At 72.8% G+C, this 18108-nt stretch carries 10 protein-coding genes; 6 read left to right on the top strand and 4 right to left on the bottom strand.

The genetic code is table 11. The features are described 5' to 3' along the window. Positions 1-216: 216 nt before the first annotated feature. Entirely contained in the window at positions 217-2352 is a 2136-nt protein-coding gene (locus FE374_RS16965) for an Ig-like domain-containing protein (RefSeq protein ID WP_139930449.1), read from the bottom strand. A gap of 518 nt (positions 2353-2870) precedes the next feature. Here FE374_RS16965 and FE374_RS16970 point away from each other — a divergent pair. Continuing rightward, on the top strand, positions 2871-4382 hold the full coding sequence (locus tag FE374_RS16970; RefSeq protein WP_230978366.1) for an MFS transporter: 1512 nt from the start codon (positions 2871-2873) through the stop codon (positions 4380-4382). Between the two features lie 240 nt (positions 4383-4622). On the opposite strand, the gene gdhA is transcribed toward FE374_RS16970, so the two are convergent. After that, a complete protein-coding gene (gene gdhA, locus FE374_RS16975; RefSeq protein ID WP_139930451.1) occupies positions 4623-5960 on the bottom strand; it encodes an NADP-specific glutamate dehydrogenase in 1338 nt (445 codons plus the stop codon). Between the two features lie 106 nt (positions 5961-6066). Continuing rightward, the gene (gene purL / locus FE374_RS16980) at positions 6067-8379 is read right to left on the bottom strand and encodes a phosphoribosylformylglycinamidine synthase subunit PurL (protein ID WP_139930453.1); all 2313 of its coding nucleotides are present in this window, start codon (positions 8377-8379) and stop codon (positions 6067-6069) included. Between the two features lie 110 nt (positions 8380-8489). Between purL and FE374_RS16985 the strand changes: the two genes are divergently transcribed. From FE374_RS16985 to FE374_RS17005, 5 genes are all read left to right on the top strand, one after another. Further along, entirely contained in the window at positions 8490-9590 is a 1101-nt protein-coding gene (locus tag FE374_RS16985; RefSeq protein WP_139930455.1) for a DUF2804 domain-containing protein, read from the top strand. 114 nt (positions 9591-9704) lie between these two features. Beyond that, the gene (locus FE374_RS16990; RefSeq protein WP_139930457.1) at positions 9705-11129 is read left to right on the top strand and encodes a glycosyltransferase; all 1425 of its coding nucleotides are present in this window, start codon (positions 9705-9707) and stop codon (positions 11127-11129) included. Positions 11130-11168: 39 nt separating this feature from the next. Then, positions 11169-13250 carry a transketolase gene (gene tkt, locus FE374_RS16995; RefSeq protein WP_139930459.1) on the top strand — a complete coding sequence of 694 codons (2082 nt, stop codon included), beginning with the start codon at positions 11169-11171 and terminating at the stop codon, positions 13248-13250. 64 nt (positions 13251-13314) lie between these two features. Continuing rightward, positions 13315-14154, top strand: a complete 840-nt coding sequence (locus tag FE374_RS17000) for an alpha/beta fold hydrolase (RefSeq protein WP_139930461.1) — start codon at positions 13315-13317, stop codon at positions 14152-14154. 10 nt (positions 14155-14164) lie between these two features. Then, on the top strand, positions 14165-16333 hold the full coding sequence (locus tag FE374_RS17005; protein ID WP_223173569.1) for a phage holin family protein: 2169 nt from the start codon (positions 14165-14167) through the stop codon (positions 16331-16333). On the opposite strand, the gene FE374_RS17010 is transcribed toward FE374_RS17005, so the two are convergent. Beyond that, a complete protein-coding gene (locus FE374_RS17010) occupies positions 16299-17975 on the bottom strand; it encodes a hypothetical protein (RefSeq protein ID WP_223173570.1) in 1677 nt (558 codons plus the stop codon). The genes FE374_RS17005 and FE374_RS17010 overlap by 35 nt on opposite strands. Between the last annotated feature and the right edge of the window lie 133 nt (positions 17976-18108).

Here is an 18108-nt window from a genome sequence, read left to right on the forward strand (position 1 = left end):
GTAAGGCACCAGGTCAGGACAGGTTCCCGAGGGGTAGGGCAGTCAACTGCCGGAGCTGGTGCCGCCGTCGGCCCGGGCCGCGGACCTACAGCGGGCGACGACGGTCAGCACCCGGCCAGGACGGCGGTGGGCCGCCGGAGTCACCCCGGCGGCCCACCCACTCCACATGTCCAGCCACGCCCGGCCGGATCTCAGCGAGCTCCGGCAGGCCGCGTTTCATCGCCCGAGCAGGCCTCCGAAGATCGACCAGATCAGGTCGATGATGCCCCGGATCACCCGCCCGATGACACCTCCGTGCTTCACCACGGTGCCCTCGACCTCGGCCGTGGTGTCGTTGAAGTTTGAGTTGGAGTCGAAGGCGAGCTGCACCGCGTGCGTGCCCGGCTTCCAGCTCTTCGGCGCGGTGAACGTCGCGCTGAAACTGCCGTCACCGGCGAGGCGGACCGCCCTGCCGACGTTCTCGCCGTCGACCACGAGCCGGATGGTCCCCTGCGGCTGCCCTTCGTTGCCCGGCAGGGCCGTGACGCGTCCCTCGACGGTGACCTTCTCGCCGGCCTTGAACTTCGCCGGGGTGAGCGCCGCCTCGACCTGGACGTCCGCCTTGACCACCTGGAGCTTGGCCGAGACGTTCGCGTCGGTGTAGCCCTCGCCGGAGAACGCCGCGTTGAACCAGTAGCCGCCGTGGTTGAGCGCCCAGCCGTGGACGGAACCGAACGCCTCCGTCGTCACCGCCACGGTGGCACGGCCGTCGACCACCTCCGCCTTCGCGGTGCGCCCGTTGAGCATGAAGGTCACGGTGCCACCCGTGACGGGCAGGCCGTCCTCGGTGGCAACAGTGGCGACAAGCTCGCCGGTGGTGCCGTAGGTCATGGCCGCGGCGGACGCCGACACGGTCACTGCCTGCGCTGCCTCGATCACCCGACCCTCGGCGTAAAAGTTCCACAGGCGGAAGCTGCCGTCACCGAGGTAGCGCACGCCGACGCGGTGGAGCCCGGGCTTGGCGTCCTCCGGGACGGTCCAGTCCAGCTCGTAGGCGCCGTCCTCGCCCAGGTTCACCGGAGCGCCCAGCGCGCCCCCGTTAGGCCCGTTGTCCCACAGCTGGACCTGACCGGTCGGTGCCTTCTCGTTGCCCGGCTCGGCGGTGACGTTCCCGGTGATCTTCACCGACTCGCCGGCGGTGAACTCGCCGGGTTGGAAGGTGGCGAAGTTGTCGATGTCCGCCTCGAAGACCTTGTACCGGCCGCTCGCCTCGGACGGCGCCACGCCATCTGCCGAATAGGCGACAGTCACGTCGTAGTACCCCACCGCGCGACCGGCCGGCACCTCCAGCACCGCCTGCCCCTCCCTGACGGCAACGGGGGACTGCGCCTCGTCGCCGATCGTGAAGACGACCTCGCCGGACGTCGCGGCCGCACCGTCCACCGTCACGGAAGCCTGAAGCTGGCCGGCGCGGCCGTACTCGATCGCCCGGTACTCGTAGACCGTCTCGGACGTGGCCGCCGGGGCCTCGACGACCGTCCCGCTGGCGTAGAAGTTGGACTTCGTGAAGTTGCCGTCACCGTGGTAGCGCACCCAGACCCGGTGGAGGCCGGGCTTGGCGTCCTCCGGTACCACCCAGTCGAACTCGTACGCGCCGTTCGCGGCCAGCGCCACCGGGTCGCTGAGCGGACCGGCGTTCGCCCCGGTGCTCCACAGCTGGACCTCGCCGGTCGGCGTGCCGGCGGCAGCCCGTTCCGCGACGATCTTCCCGACGACCTTCACGGTCTCGCCGGCCTTGAAGTCGCCGGGCTGGAACGCGGCCGAAGGCTTGACGCCAGCCTCGGACACCTTGAACCGCCCGCTCGTAGAGGACGCCTCCACGCCGTCGGCCGAATAGCTGACCGTCACGGGGTAATAGCCCCCGGCCCGACCGGCCGGCACCGTCAGAACCGCCTGCCCGTCCGTGACGGCGACCGGGGCCTGCGCCTCGTCACCGATCGCGAAGACTGCCTGGCCCCCGGTCGCGGGCGCGCCATCCACCGTCACGCTGGCGCTGAGCTGGCCGGCCCGGCCGAACTCGATCACTTGGTACGCGAACGCCGTCTTGGAGACGGCCGCGGCGTCCGACGCAGCCGGGGCCGCCGGGGCTTCCGGGGCTTCCGGGGCTGCGGCCGGCGGCTTGGCCGCAGGCGTGCTGATGGACTCGGGCGTGCTCGGGGCGACCTCCCGGGCGGTCGGGACCTCCGGCGTCGCCGGCGGGGTGACCGCCTGCGCGCCGGGGACCACCGCGAGGCTGAGCGCGACCGCGGCCGCAGCCACGCTCAGCGCGCGCCCGTGGCCGGCTCGGCGGCGCGCGTCATCTATGCCGTTCATGGGTTCCCTGTTCTCGAGAATGTTCGGGGCGGACGCTAAAGGATTCGCCCCCTGCGCCAATCACGCTAACCATCGGACGGATCCTCCCGGAAATTGTTGTTTAGTAGTTCCCCGGCCGTTCACCGCCCCGGCCTTCAGTGCCTCGGAGAGGACATCTCAGCCATCTCCCGGACACCTCTGCGGTTTGCTGCGCGCGGCGGCACAGGGGCCGTTCCCGGTTGTCGGCCGCGCCCCCCGCGACCGGTACCGCGACGTGGGAAGCGACGGCCCGTCGTCGGCCCGGGAGTGCGGCCCAGTGGACAGAGAGTCGCGATGGATATGCGTCGACGCGGTGAAACCTGCTCTTACCGACCGACACCTGCCGTTCAACAGGCAGGTCTCGGCGCAACAGGCAGGTCTCGGCGCAACAGGCAGGTCTCGGCGCGGCGGCGACGCGGCGGCACAGGGCCCTATTTCCGGCTTTCCGCGCGGGACGATCCGGAGGTGCCGGCCGTGCGCGTCCCTGCTACACCAGTGCGGTGACCCCTCCAGCCACCCCCTCACCCGACGGTGGCGGCGCCCGGCACGACGCCGCCGACCGGGCGCGGTGGCGCGCGTTCGCCATCTGCCTCGGCGCCGGGTTCATGACATTGCTCGACGTCTCCATCGTCAACGTCGCGCTGCCCTCCATCGAGGCGTCCCTGGGCGCCGGACCGAGCGAGCTGCAGTGGATCGTCGCCGGTTACACGCTCGCCTTCGGGTTGTCCCTGGTGCCCGCGGGCCGCTTCGGGGACGTGCTCGGCCGGCGAGGCGTGTTCGTCGTCGGGCTCTCCGCGTTCGTGCTGTCCTCGGCCGCGTGCGGGCTGGCGACGACGGCGGAGATGCTCGCCGTCACCCGGCTCGTCCAGGGCATCAGCGCCGGGGTGCTCAACCCGCAGGTGGTGGGGCTCATCCAGCAGCTGTTCACCGGACGGGACCGGGCACGCGCATTCGGGTACTTCGGGGCGACGGTCGGCATCTCCACCGCAACCGGGCCCCTCGTGGGCGGAGCCCTGCTCGCCCTCTTCGGGGAGGCGGAGGGGTGGCGCGCGGTCTTCCTCGTCAACGTCCCGATCGGGGCCGTCCTCGTGCCGCTGGCGCTACGCCACCTGCCCCGGCCCGAACCTGCTGCCCGCACCCACCGTGCCCGGCTGGATATCGACGTCGTCGGCCTGGTGCTCATGGCGGCGTCGGTCCTGTGCGTCATGCTGCCGTTCATCGTGGCGGCCGAGGGCCGGGCGGCGCCGTGGTGGCTGGTGGGTGTGGGGGCGGCCCTGTTCGTGGTCTTCGCCTGGTGGGAGCGGCGCACTGAGCGGGCCGGGCGCGCGCCCGTGGTGACCGCCGCCCTCGTCCGGACCCGCTCGTTCACGTTCGGCGCGGCGATCGGCACCGCCTATTTCGCCGGCTTCACCACGATATTCCTCATCGGCACGCTGTACCTGCAGACCGGGCTCGGGCTCACGCCGTTCCAGGCCGGGCTCGTGCAGACACCGTTCGCCCTGCTCGGGGCACTGTCAGCCGGGCAGAGCGCCTGGCTCGTGGGCCGCTTCGGGCGCTGGGCGGTGGTGGGCGGGATCGTGGTGATGGCCGCCGGCATCGTCGGCCTGGATGTCACCGCCAGCCGGTTGGACGGCTCCGCGGCCGCCCTGGCCATGGCGGCGTGGATGGCCCTCGCCGGGCTGGGCAACGGCGCGGTGATCTCCCCCAACCAGGCACTCACGCTCGACGAGGTGCCGGTCGCGCAGGGCGGTACCGCCGGCGGGGTGCTGCAGACCACCCAGCGGATCGGGACGTCGGTGGGGGTCGCCGTCGTCACCTCGGTCTTCTTCGCGACCCTGGCCCGTGGTGGCGGCGCCGGCCCGGCGCACGGCTACGGCGTGGCGTTCCAGGTGGGGCTGCGCGTGACGCTGGCGCTGATCGGGGTGGCGCTCGTCGTCGCCGTCGTCGATGCGCTACGACGGCGGCACGTGCCCGGCACGTTCAACCCTGCAGGTGCTCCTCCACACGCCTGACCTTCTCGGTGAGCGGGCCACGCGGTGGTGGAGCGACGGAGAAGGCAACGAGCATGCCAACCAGCGTGCCGGAACCCCGGTGCCGCCGTCGCGGGCGCATCGGCGGGCCGACGGCGCATGGCCCACCATGCGCCCTCGGCCCGCCGACCAGCCCTCGACGCAGCCGACCAGCCCGCGGTGAAGCAGGCCCGATGAGAGCCCTCGAACACGTTCTCTCGGGCCACCGGAGGGCCGTAGGGCTCAGATGATCCCGTGGTCGATGACGGCGTCGGCCACCTTCGTGAACGCGGCGATGTTCGCACCGAGCACGTAGTTGCCCGGCTCGCCGTACTCCTCGGCGGTGCAGGCGCACTCGTCGTGGATGCGCTCCATGATGATCTCGAGCTTGGAGGCGACCTTCGCGAAGCTCCACGGGTCGCGCGCGAAGTTCTGCGCCATCTCCAGCGCCGAGGTCGCCACGCCACCAGCGTTGGCCGCCTTGCCGGGCCCGAAGAGCACGCCCGCGGAGCGTAAGGTCTCGACGGCGTCGGGGGTGGAGGGCATGTTCGCACCCTCCGCGACCGCGACCACCCCGTTCTTGACGAGCGTCTCCGCGGCGTGGTGGTCCAGCTCGTTCTGCGTCGCGCACGGCAGCGCGACGGTGGCGGGCACGTCCCACACCCGCCCGCCCTGGACGAGGCGGGCGCCGGGCCGGCGGGCGACGTAGTCGGCGACGCGTCCCCGCTCGACCTCCTTGACCTGCTGGAGCAGCTCCAGGTCCACCCCGGCCTCGTCGACGACGTAGCCGGTGGAGTCGGAGAACGTGACCACCTGGGCGCCGAGCTCCTGCGCCTTGGCGATGGCGTAGATCGCCACGTTGCCGGAGCCGGAGATGACGACCCGCTGGCCCTCCATGTGCTGGCCGCGGGTGGCGAGCATGCGGTCGGCGAAGATCACGGCGCCGTAGCCGGTGGCCTCGGTGCGGGCGAGCGAGCCGCCCCAACCGATGCCCTTGCCGGTCAGCACGGCACTCTCGTACCGGTTGGTCAGGCGCTTGTACTGCCCGAACAGGTAGCCGATCTCCCGCCCGCCCACGCCGATGTCACCGGCCGGGACGTCGGTGTATTCGCCGATGTGCCGGTGCAGCTCGGTCATGAACGCCTGGCAGAACCGCATGATCTCGCGGTCGCTGCGCCCGTGCGGGTCGAAGTCGGAGCCGCCCTTGCCGCCGCCGATGGCCAGGCCGGTCAGCGCGTTCTTGAAGATCTGCTCGAAGCCGAGGAACTTGATGATGCCCAGGTTGACGCTGGGGTGGAACCGCAGGCCGCCCTTGTAGGGGCCGAGCGCGGAGCTGAACTGTACGCGGAAGCCGCGGTTGACCTGCACGTCGCCGTTGTCGTCGACCCACGGCACGCGGAACATGATCTGGCGGTCCGGCTCGCAGATGCGCTGCAGCACGGACAGCTCCTGGTACTCCGGGTGCTTGCGCACCACGGGCCCGAGCGTCTCGAGGACCTCCCGGACGGCCTGGTGGAACTCCGGCTCCCCGGGGTTGCGGCGCAGGACCTTGTCGTAGGCCTCCTGGAGCTCATCCAGCACGGGTGGTCCTTCCATCGTCGATCTGGCCGCCGGAGGTTCGGCCGGTGACATCTCGCGGAGGAGATGACATCTCACGGAGAAGATGACATCTCGCCGCACACGCTCGTCAGCCGAAGTACCGCGGCAGGGTCGCCGCCGAGGTCTCCTCGAGCTCGTGGAGGGGGAGCCGGAACGCCCCCGTGACGGTCAGGCTCGGTTCGCCCTCCCCGCCGGTGGTGCCGATCTTTGCCACGGGAACCCCGTGCGTCGCGCACAGGTCCAGGATTCTAGCCTCCTGATCGGGGTCCACGGCGACGAGCGCCCGCGCCCCCGTCTCGGCGAACAGCAGCGTGGCCAGGTCGACCCCGTCACGGGCGGCGACGTCGGCCAGGTCCACGCTCACGCCCACCCCGAACCGCAGCGCGGCGTCGGCCAGGGACTGGGCGAGCCCGCCGGTGGCGAGATCGTGCGCGGCGTGCACGGCGCCGTCGGCGGCGGCGCCCACGAGCACCTCGGCCAGGGCCCGCTCGGCGGCCAGGTCGACCTTCGGCGGCAGCCCGCCGAGGTGGTGGTGGACGACATCGGCCCAGGCGGACCCGTCCAGCTCGGTGGCGGTGGTCCCGAGCAGGAGCACGGACAGACCCGGCCGGGTCCAGCCCGACGGCGTGGCGCGGGCGACGTCGTCGAGCACCCCGAGCACGCCCACCACCGGGGTGGGGTTGATCGAGGAGTCGAGCCGGCCGGGCTCGCCGGTGCCGTTGTAGAGGGAGACGTTGCCGCCGGTGACGGGGACCCCGAGCTCCTGGCAGGCGTCGGCCAGGCCGGTGATCGCCTGGACCAGCTGCCACATGGCGTCCGGATCCTCCGGGGAGCCGAAGTTGAGGCAGTCGGTGACGGCGAGCGGGCGGGCCCCCACCGTGGCAACGTTGCGGTAGGCCTCGGCGAGGGCTTGCCGGGCGCCGGTGTACGGGTCGAGCTTGGTGAACCGGCCGTTGGCGTCGGTGGACAGCGCCACCCCCAGGCCGGTGGCCTCGTCCACCCGGACCACGCCGGCGTCGTCGGGCTGGGCCAGTGCGGTGTTGCCCTGCACGTACCGGTCGTACTGGTCGGTGACCCACGCCTTCGAGGCCAGGTTCGGCGAGCCCACGAGCGCCAGCACCTGGGCGCGCAGCTCCTCCCCGCTGACGGGCCGGGGCAGGGCCGCGGCGGAGTCGGCGTTGAGCGCGTCCTGCCAGTCGGGCCTGGCGTAGGGGCGGTCGTAGACCGGGCCCTCGTGCGCCACGGTGCGAGGGTCGACGTCGACGATGCGGTGCCCGTGGTGGTCGATGGTCAGCCGGCCGGTGCCGGTGACCTCGCCGATGACGGCGCTCTCGACGTCCCACTTCGCCGCGATGGCGAGGAACGCGTCGAGCTTGTCCGGGGCGACGACCGCCATCATGCGCTCCTGGGACTCGCTCATGAGGATCTCGCCCGCGGTGAGGGTGGGGTCACGCAGCAGCACCGTCTCCAGGTCCACGTGCATGCCGCCGTCGCCGTTGGAGGCCAGCTCGGAGGTGGCGCAGGAGATGCCGGCCGCGCCCAGGTCCTGGATGCCCTCGACCACCCCGGCGGCGAAGAGCTCGAGGCAGCACTCGATGAGCACCTTCTCCATGAAGGGGTCGCCCACCTGCACGCTGGGCCGCTTCGCGGGCATGCCGCCCTCGAAGGTCTCGCTCGCCAGGATCGAGGCGCCGCCGATGCCGTCCCCGCCGGTGCGGGCGCCGAACAGGACCACCTTGTTGCCGGCGCCGGAGGCGTTGGCCAGGTGGATGTCCTCGTGCCGCAGCACCCCCAGGCACAGGGCGTTGACCAGCGGGTTGCCCTGGTAGGAGGGGTCGAAGTCGACCTCGCCGCCGATGTTCGGCAGCCCCAGGCAGTTGCCGTACCCAGCCACGCCCGCGACGACGCCGTGCACCACCCGCGCGGTGTCGGGGTGGTCGACGGCGCCGAAGCGCAGCTGGTCCATGACCGCGACCGGCCGGGCGCCCATGGAGATGATGTCGCGCACGATGCCACCGACACCCGTGGCCGCACCCTGGTAGGGCTCGACGTAGCTGGGGTGGTTGTGCGACTCGACCTTGAAAGTCACCGCCCAGCCCTGCCCGATGTCGACCACGCCGGCGTTCTCGCCGATACCGACGAGCAGGTGCTTGCGCATGGCGTCGGTGGTCTTGTCGCCGAACTGGCGCAGATGCTGCTTGGAGGACTTGTAGGAGCAGTGCTCGGACCACATCACCGAGTACATCGCCAGCTCGGCGGCGGTGGGCCGGCGGCCGAGGAGGTCGACGATCCGGTCGTACTCGTCGGGCTTGAGGCCCAGCTCGCGGTAGGGCAGCGCCACGTCGGGGGTGCTGGCCGCGTGCTCGACGGTGTCCGGCAGGTGCTCGGCCACGCTGGTCATGGGGGTTCCTCCGCGGTCGCTGGGCCGGTTCTCGCCGCCCAGGGTACCCGCGTGGAATCTGCTCTCCAGGGGCCGTCCGCGCCACGCGTGACGTGCGCCATGATGGGGCGATGCTCCCGGAGATCACCGAGGCCGTGGACCTGTGCCTGCCCTCCGGGGCCCTCGACCCGCGGGCGATCGGCTGGTCTCGGGTGCCGCTGCACCGCGCGAACCTACGCACCGGCAACCCGTTGGGCCGGGCGGCCACCTGGTCGCGGACCAAGCGGTGGGAGTACTGGTGCGTGATCACCCCCGACCACGTGGTCGCGCTCTCCGCGACGAGCCTGAACTACGCCGGGATCTACCAGGTGTGGGTGCTCGACCGGCACACCGGCGAGGAGATCGACTGCAGCGTCACCGACCCCCTCTCGCGGGAGGTGCGCATGCCCAGCGTGTGCGGCGGGGGCCCGGTGCGTGCCCGCAGCGGCCCGGTCGCCATCGCCGTCGACCCGGTGCCGGAGGTGGTCCGTCCCGCGGACCCGCGGGCCTGGTCGGTACCCGTGCACGGCCCCACGCACCCCGAGCGGCCGCCGCGGCCCGGGGCCCGGCTGCGGGCGGTGACGCCGAGGGTGCGCGTGGACCTGCTCGTCGACGTGCCGGCCGGGCACGAGTGCCTCGCGGTGGTGGTGCCCTGGAGCGACCGGCTGTTCCAGTACACGGTCAAGGACGTCACCCTGCCGGTGCACGGGCGCCTCTGGCTTGACGGCGAGGAGATCGCCGTCGGCGGGGACGGGCGGACGGACACCTGGGCGGTGATGGACTACGGCCGGGGTCGGTGGCCGTACTCCGTGGTGTGGAACTGGGGCGCCGGGTCCGGGGTGGTCGACGGCGTCGCCACCGGCCTGCAGCTGGGCGGGAAGTGGACCGACGGCACGGGCTCGACCGAGAACGCCCTGGTGCTCGACGGGCGCCTGCACTACCTCGGCGAGGATCTGTCCTGGGCGTACGACGCCACCGACCGCACGGCGCCGTGGTTCGTCACCGGCCCGCGGGTGGAGGTGCGGCTGACCCCGTTCCATGAGCGGAGCGCTCGGACGAACCTCGGTGTGGTCTCCACCGAGACCCACCAGTGCTTCGGCACGTGGTCGGGGTGGGTGGTCGACGACGACGGCGTGACCCGCAGCGTGGACGGCCTCGTCGGCTGGGCCGAGGAGGCCGCCAACCGCTGGTGACCGCTCCACTCCCCCGCGACAGGTCGTCTCCTCCGCGAGGTCACGTTCTCCGCGAGAAGTCGTCCGGCACCGAGCCCCCTCGCGCCAAAGCCCGTTCAGGAGTTTGATCGGGGCATGTGGACCGTCGACGTCGACCCCTCCCCGCTGGCGGCGCTCGCCGCCCAGCTGGACGACGTCGCCGAGCGGCGGTTCACCGCCGGCGCCGAGCGGGCCCGCACCCTGCTGGCCGGCCGGCGCGTGTGGAACGTCAGCGCCACCGCGACCGGCGGAGTCGGCGAGCTGCTGCGGACGCTGCTCCCCTACGTGCGCGACGCCGGGATCGACGCGCGTTGGCTCGTGGTCGACGGCGACGAGCAGTTCTTCCGGATCGCCACCCGACTGCACCACGTGCTGCACGCCCACCCCGTCGACGGCGGGCCGCTGGGCGCCGAGGAGATGGCCCACTACGACCGCGTGCTGGCCCGAAACCTCGACGAGGTGCGGGAGAACATCGCCGCCGGCGACGTCGTGCTCCTGCACGATCCGGCCACCGTCGGCCTGGCGCCCGAGCTCCGCCGTCGCGGCGCGCTCGTGGTGTGGCGCTGCCACATCGGTACCGACGCGCCCGACGGCGTCACCGACCTGGCGTGGGCCTTCCTCGAACCCTCGATCGCCCAGGCGGACCGCGTGGTGCTCTCCCGCGCCACCTACCGGCCCGGCTTCCTCGACGCCGCCGTCGTGCGGGTCATCTCCCCCTCCGTGGACCCGCTGTCGGCGAAGAACCGCATGCTCGAGCCCGCAGAGGTCGAGCAGCTGCTGCTGGACGCCGGCCTCCTCGCCGGTGACGTCCCGGCCGGGGCGCCTGCCGCCGTCGCCGCGTCCGGAGACGACGGCGGCCCGCCAGTCTCCGCCGACGTCCCCACCGGCGCCACGATGCGCGCCGGCGGCCCAGTCCCCGCGAACGCCCGGATGCTGCTGCAGGTCTCGCGCTGGGACCGCCTCAAGGACATGTCCGGGCTGCTCATCGCGTTCGACGAGGGCTTCGAGGACCTGCCCGAGGACGTCCACCTGCTCCTCGCGGGCGAGGAGGTGGCGCCGCACGACAGCGCCGCCGCCGAGATTCTCGCGGACTGCCTGCAGATGTGGGAGGGCCTCGAGCCCGCCGTCCGCGCCCGCACCCACGTGGCCTGCCTGCCGCTGGTCGACCGGGAGCGCAACGCCCTCCTGGTCAACGCCCTGCAGCGCCGCGCCGCCGTCATCGTGCAGAAGAGCCTGGCGGAGGGCTTCGGGCTCACCGTGGCCGAGGCGCTGTGGAAGGGCCGGCCCGTGGTGGCGACGGCCGTCGGCGGCATCCAGGACCAGATCGCCGACGGCACCAACGGCCTGCTGGTCAAGGACCCGACCGACCTGCACGGCCTCGTGGCCGCCGTTGCCCGGCTCCTCGCCGAACCGGCTTTCGCCGAGCAGCTTGGCCTGGCCGCGCACGACCGGGTGCGCCGCGACTTCCTCTCCGACCGGCACCTGCTCCAGTACGTGGACCTCCTGGACGAGCTCCTCTGACCTTCGCCCGCCGCCGACCCACCACCGAGGAGAACTCCCATGGCTGCGAGAACCGACGAGGCCACCGAGCGCGACACCTGGCGGTCGGTGAACACCCTGCGGACGCTGGCGATGGACGCCGTCCAGGCCGCGAACTCCGGGCACCCGGGCACGGCGATGGCCCTCGCACCGGTCGCCTACACGCTCTGGCAGAAGTTCCTGCGTTTCGACCCCGAGCTGCCGATCTGGGCGAACCGGGACCGGTTCGTGCTCTCCGTCGGGCATGCCTCGGCGCTGCTGTACGGTCTGCTCCACCTCTCCGGGGTCAAGGCCGTCAACGCCGACTACGAGAGCGTGGGCGAGCCGGCGGTGACACTGGACGACATCAAGGCGTTCCGGAAGCTGGACTCCAAGACTCCCGGCCACCCGGAGTACCGGTGGACCTCGGGCGTGGAGGCCACCACCGGGCCGCTGGGCACCGGCATCGCCACCTCGGTGGGCATGGCCATGGCGGAGCAGTGGCTCGCTGCCACCTACAACCGGCTCGGCTACGACCTCTTCGACTACGACGTCTACGCCCTGTGCGGGGACGGCGACCTCATGGAGGGCGTCGGCGCCGAGGCCGCGTCCCTGGCCGGGCACCAGCGACTGGGCAACCTGTGCTGGCTCTACGACTCCAACGACATCACCATCGAGGGCAGCACCGAGCTGGCGTTCACGGAGGACGTCGCCACCCGGTTCACCGGGCTCGGCTGGGCCGTCGAGCACGTCGCCGACGCCAACGACCTCGGCGCGCTCGAGCGGGCCCTCGAGGCGTTCCGGGCCCGCACCGACCGGCCCACGCTCATCATCGTGCGGACCGTCATCGGCTTTGGCGCCCCGAACAAGCAGGGCACCGCCTCCGCGCACGGCGAGCCGCTCGGCGTGGACGAGGTCCGCGCCGCCAAGGCGTCTTATGGCTGGCCCGAGGACGCCCAGTTCCTCGTGCCCGACGAGGTCTACGCCGACTTCGAGCAGGGTGTGCGGGCCCGCGGCGCTCGGCTGCGGCGCGAGTGGGAGGCCCTCTTCGGCCGATACTCCGGCGAGCATCCCGACCTCGCCGACCAGCTCAACCGCATACAGAAGCGCACCCTCCCCGACGGCTGGGACGAGCTGGTCGAGGAGTTCCCCGCCGACGCCAAGGGGCTGAGCGGCCGCGACGCCAGCGGGAAGGTGCTCAACGCCGTCGCGCAGCGGGTGCCCTGGCTGCTCGGCGGGTCGTCGGACCTGGCGCCGTCGAACAAGAGCCGGCTCACGTTCGACGGCGCGGGCGACTTCGGCCCCGACGACCGGGCCGGGCGCAACCTGCACTTCGGGGTCCGGGAGCACGCGGCCGCGGCGGTCACCAACGGCCTGGCCCTGTCCAAGGTGCGTGCCTACCAGGCCGGCTTCCTCATCTTCTCCGACTTCCAGCGCGGCGCGCTGCGGCTCTCGGCGCTCATGGAGCTGCCGGTCATCCACCTCTACACGCACGACTCCATCGGGGTGGGCGAGGACGGCCCCACCCACCAGCCGGTCGAGCACCTGGCGTCGTTGCGTGCCATGCCCGGCATGATCGACATGCGCCCGGCGGACGCCAACGAGGTGGTCGAGGCGTGGCGCACCATCATGCCGATCCGGCACGAGCCCGTGGCGCTGGTGCTCTCTCGCCAGCCGCTGCCCACGCTGGACCGCACGAGGTACGCCTCCGCCGCGGGAGTGGCCAAGGGCGCCTACGTGCTGGCCGGTGACCCCGGCGCGACGCCGGACGTGATCCTCATCGCCACCGGCTCCGAGGTGAGCCTCGCCGTCGCCGCCCATGAGCAGCTCACCGGCGAGGGCATCGCCTCCCGGGTGGTGTCCATGCCGTCGATGGCCCTGTTCGACCAGCAGTCCCAGGAGTACCGCGAGCAGGTCATCCCACCCGCGGTGACCGCCCGGGTGGTGGTGGAGCAGGGGTCGTCCTTCGGCTGGCACCGCTGGGTGGGCCCGGCCGGGCGGGTCATCGCGATGAGCACGTTCGGCTCGTCCGCACCGCTGAAGGACCTGCAGACCAAGTTCGGGTTCACGCCCGAGGCGGTCACCGCCGCCGCACGCGAGCTGGTGCGCGGGTCGGCCGGCTAGGGCGGCCGCCGCTCACCCGGCGCGAATGATCCCGGTGGGAACCCGCGGTGCCACGATCGCGGTCATGACGAGCGACGGCGCGGGGTGGGTCCGGGAGACCGTGTCGCTGGCCGGCCGGTCCGTCTTCTACCGGCGAAGCCAGGGCGACGTCGGAGGCGTCCCGATCGTCCATGTCCACGGGTTCGGGATCTCCGGCTCGTACCTCATGCCCACGGCCCGGCTGCTGACCGGCCAGGGGGTCAACGTGGTGCCGGACCTGCCCGGGTACGGCCACAGCGAGCGGCCCGAGCGCACGCTGGGAATTCCCGCCCTGGCGGATGCCCTCCTGGCCGTGCTCGACGCCCTCGAGCTCGACAAGGCGGTGCTCCTGGGCAACTCCATGGGCTGTCCCATCGTCCTCCAGGTCGCGCACACGGCGCCCGACCGGGTGCACCGCCTGGTCCTCGTCTCGCCGGCGGGCGGGGTCCAGAACCAGCCACTGTCGCGCGCGCTGGGCCAGCTCGCGGCCGACGTCGTCCGGGAGAGCCCGCGGATGGCCAGCGTCGCGGTGCCGGACTACCTCCGCTTCGGGCCGGTCAACACGCTGCGCCTGTTCGCCCAGCTGACGCGGTTCCCCTCGCTCGCACGGCTCCTGACTGCGCCGGTGCCCTCGCTTGCCGTCCTGGGCTCCCGGGACCCGCTCATGCCGCCACCGCACCGGGTCAAGGCGATCGCGTCCCTGGCGCCGCCGCACGTCAGCGTGGCGCTCATCCAGGGCGCCGCCCACGCCCTCAACTTCAGCCACCCCGGCGAGCTGGCCAACATCATCTCCTCCTGGCTCGCGGGGCGGCCCATCCGGGACGACCCCGACCAGCCGGGCTTCGCGCGTGTGCTGACGATCCCCCGGCTCGTCGCCGCGGGATAGGGCGAGCACGGTGCAGGACGCGCACGGCGCGGCGCCCGGGCCGCCGTCCCGGTCCCGTCTCGGGTGGCGCCTGCTCCGCCGTCGGAGACTGAAGTCGTGGACCGAGCTCCGGCGTCTGGCGCTGAGCCTCCTCCTGTCCTGGCTGGTGCTCTCGGTGACGATCGCGGTCATGCCGGGCGTCGGTGCCACCACGCGGGTGGACGTCCTGGTGGCGGCGCTCCTTCTCGGTGTGCTCTCGGCGGCGTTGCAGCCGGTGGTGACGGCGCTCGCGCTGGTGGTGGGGTGGGCGGGCGTCCTGCTGGCGGGCCTGTTCACCGAGGCGATCCTCTTCTACGCGGCCCTGACCCTGACGCCGGGCATCACCGTCGACGGGTTCTGGAGCGCCTTCTGGGCGTCGTGGGTGTTCTCGCTCCTCGTCACGATCGTCACGTGGCTCGTCACGGCAGGGGACGACACGGCGTTCCTCACCCACATGCTGCGGCAGTCGCGTCACGCCCGGGCCGCAGCCGCCCCGACCATGGTCCCCGGCGTGATCTTCCTCCAGGTCGACGGCCTGTCGGCGCCCCTGCTGCGGTGGTCGATCCGCAGCGGCGACCTGCCGACCATGAGCCGGTGGGTGCGCTCGGGGAGCCACACCGCGGCGCAGTGGCAGGTGCAGCTGCCCTCGACCACGCCGGCGAGCCAGGCGGGCGTCCTGCACGGCCGCAGCGCAGAGATCCCGGCGTTCCGGTGGTACGAGAAGGAGTCCGGCCGGCTGCTGGTCTCCAACCGGCCCCGGGACGCCCTGGTGATCCAGGAGAGGTTGTCGGACGGGCACGGCCTGCTCGCCGACGGCGGGGTCAGCATCTCCAACATCTTCACCGGCGACGCCCCTACTGCCCTGCTCACCATGAGCGCCGTGACTGCGCGCGGAGCGGGCAGGGGCCCGTCGCGCGGCTACGCGACGTTCTTCATCAACCCCTACGGGCTGGCCCGCTCACTGGTGCTGTCGGTAGGGGAGATGCTCAAGGAGCGCCATCAGGGGCGCCGGCAGCGCCGTCGCGGCGTCGAACCGCGGATCGACCGCCGGGGCTCCTACGTGGCGCTGCGCGCGGTGACCAACGTCCTGCTGCGCGACCTGAACGCGGGGCTGATCGTCGAGCAGATGATGGCGGGCACTCCGTCGGTCTACTGCGACTTCACCGACTACGACGAGATCGCCCACCATGCGGGCCCCACCCGGCCCGAGTCGCTGGCCTCGCTGGAGGGACTCGACCACCTCATCGGCGTGCTGCAGACCGCGGCGGAGCAGGCGCCCCGGCCCTATGAGCTCGTCGTGCTGTCCGACCACGGGCAGAGTCAGGGCGCCACCTTCCGGCAGCGCTACGGGCACACCCTGGAGGAGCTGGTGCGAGACCTCGTGGCGGGCCGCGGCACCACGGTCGCCGCCGCCACCGACGTGGCGGAGACGGCCGGGCCCGCGAACACCCTGCTGTCGCAGGTGGGGCAGCAGGGCGGCGCCACGGGAAAGGTGGTGCGCCGGGCCCTGCGGGGGCGTTCCGTGGGCGACGAGGTGCACCTCGAGGGCCGGTCCGCCGACGGCCCGGACCTGCTGGGTCCCGCGACGGGACATTCCGACGCCGACGTCGTCGTCATCGCGTCCGGGAACCTCGCGATGATCTACTTCACCGGCTTCGCCGGGCGCATGACGCAGGAGGAGATCGACACCGCGTACCCGGGACTCGTCCGGTCCCTGGTCGCTCACCCGGGCGTCGGGTTCGTGGTGGTGCGCACGGTGCGACACGGGTTCGTCGTCCTTGGTGACGGCGGGACGCACTACCTCGACGAGGACCGGGTGACGGGACGCGACCCGCTCGGTCCGTTCGGGGAGCGGGCGGCCGCGGAGGTACGACGGCACGCGGGGCTGGCGAATGTCGGCGACCTGGTCGTCAACAGCCCGGTGTACCCGGGGACCGGCGAGGTCGCCGCCTACGAGGAGCTCGTGGGCAACCACGGGGGGCTCGGGGGCTGGCAGACCGAGGGAGTGCTGCTGCACCCGTCCGCGTGGACGGCGGACGGCCCGTTGGTAGGCGCCGACGCCGTGCACCGCCAGCTCGTGCGGTGGCTGAGTGCCCTCGGGCACCGGTCCGCGCTCGCCGAGGCCGTCATGCCTCCGCCGCGCGGCGGGGGCGCAGGTTGATCAGCAGCACCGCGACGAACGGCACGACCACGCCCACCAGCATGGCGAGCACCATGCCGACCGTGTCGGTGGCGACGAACGGCGCGACGACGGCGGGCAGGTAGGCGGTGGCCTCCGTGCCGGTGGCACCCACCACGAGGCCACCGAGCGTGGCGGACCCGAGCGCGACGGCGAACACGCGCTTGTCGGCGAAGAGGAAGGGGTAGGACGCCTCGACGAACGTGCCGAACCCGAAGTTCACCGCCGCGCCGGAGGCCGCGAGCGCCCGCTCGCCCGAGGTGCGCGGGCGCACCACGTTGGCCAGCGTGATGCCCAGGGACACCATGACGAGGCTGACCATGTCGACCGCCCCGAAGAAGCTGTGCCCCTTCTCGCCCATCTCCAGCAGCACCAGCGGCAGGATCGCGGCGTGGTAGACCCCGCCCATGATGGCGGGCCAGATCACCAGTCCCGCCAGCGCCCCGGCCAGCAAGGGGTTGAGCGCGACGAGGTACTCGATGGCGTCCTTGACGCCCTCTCCGAGCGCGTTGGTCAGCGGCGCCAGGGCGAGGAATACCACCAGCCCGGCGGCCAGCCCGGACAGGCCGCCGGCGACGATGTTCGCCGTCGTCACCGGGAACCGGCGGGCGAGGGTCCACCGCAGCAGGTACGCGACCAGCGCACCGGCGAGGATGCCGCCCACGAGCCCACCGATGATCCCGCCCGCGGTCGAGAGCACCCCGGCGACGACGCCCGCGACGAGCCCGACCTCCCCCAGCCCGGACACCCGCCGCGCCGCGACCGCCGCGACGACGACCGGCAGGCCGGCGATGAGCGCGTCGAAGACAGGGGTCAGCGCGTCGAGGCCAGGAATCTTCCCGACGGCGAGGATCAGCGCGAGCGCGATGAAGGCGGGCAGCGAGCCGACCATGATCCCGCGCACGGAGATCCGCCGCCAGGGTGAGCCGGTGGCGTCCTGCGCCTCCGCCGAGCCCAGCACCGGGCGGTAGCGCGTGCCGAAGTACCGGGCGAGGCCGGCGATGTAGGACACCGCACGGGTGGTGCTCGTCGAGCCCGTGGTCCCCGACGCGGCGACCAGGTTCAGTCCCAGCGCCTGGGCTGCGGCGATCGAGCTGCCACCGGTGCCGGCGGCGGGCAGCCCCGCGGCGACCGCGGCCCCGACCGTGGCGGCGTTGACGCCCTTCGGGGCGGCGCTGACGAGGACGAGCGCGTCGACCTCCCCGGCCGCCACGGCCCGGGCGAGCTCGGCGTCGTACGCCGCAGCGGTCGCATTGACCTCCGCGAGGGTCCCGCGGGCGGCGACGGTCACCTCGATGTTGCCGACGCCGACGCCGTCGCCGTCGCCGTCGCGCAGCGTGAGCAGCTGCGCGGGCGTGCTGTCCTTGACGGCGTCCATCGACGCCCCGGCCGCCACCAGCTGCACGGCGCTCACCTTGAACCCGCCGGCCTCGGCCTGACGGAAGATCTCCGCGAGCAGCCGGTGCGGCTCGTCACCGCCGTGGCTGAAGAGGTTCCCGCCGGTGCTGCCGACGACGGCGATGCGCCGCGGCGCGGCCTCGTGTGCGAGGGTGGAAGCCCTGTTCGACGCCGGGGCGACCGCGCCGCGTTCGGGTGCCGCTTCGGGCGTGGTGTGCTCGGGCATGACGACTCCAGGGACGGGGATGGGAGCGCCCGCACGATAGTGCGACACCTGCCGCCGCCTCCGGCCCGTCCAGCGCTGGGATGAACGTCGTCACACCCCGTTGGTCGCCGCGGCCGCGGGTGCGGTCGGGCTC

It is taken from the genome of Georgenia yuyongxinii (genome assembly GCF_006352065.1).
Lineage (GTDB): Bacteria > Actinomycetota > Actinomycetes > Actinomycetales > Actinomycetaceae > Georgenia > Georgenia yuyongxinii.